Genomic DNA, 268 nt, shown 5'->3' with positions numbered 1-268 from the left:
ATCACCATGTTGACCGTGCGTCTGGGGTCGGTGATTTCGCCCATGATTGGCGGTTTATTGCTGGCGACCGGCGGCGTAGCCTGGAACTACGGGCTGGCGGCGGCGGGCACGTTTATTACCTTGCTACCGTTGTTAAGCCTTCCGGCGTTGCCACCGCCACCGCAGCCGCGCGAGCATCCGTTGAAATCATTACTGGCAGGATTTCGTTTTCTGCTCGCCAGCCCGCTGGTAGGAGGGATTGCGTTGCTGGGTGGTTTATTGACGATGG

General features: G+C 59.3%; 1 pseudogene. It reads left to right on the top strand.

Annotated elements, in window-relative coordinates:
- Window positions 1-268, top strand: a pseudogene (locus R2R70_RS20545) (enterobactin transporter EntS); the annotation flags it as partial.

This window comes from Cobetia sp. SIMBA_158 (assembly GCF_046566945.1).
Lineage (GTDB): Bacteria > Pseudomonadota > Gammaproteobacteria > Pseudomonadales > Halomonadaceae > Cobetia > Cobetia amphilecti.
This window is presented reverse-complemented; position numbering and strand designations above follow the sequence as displayed.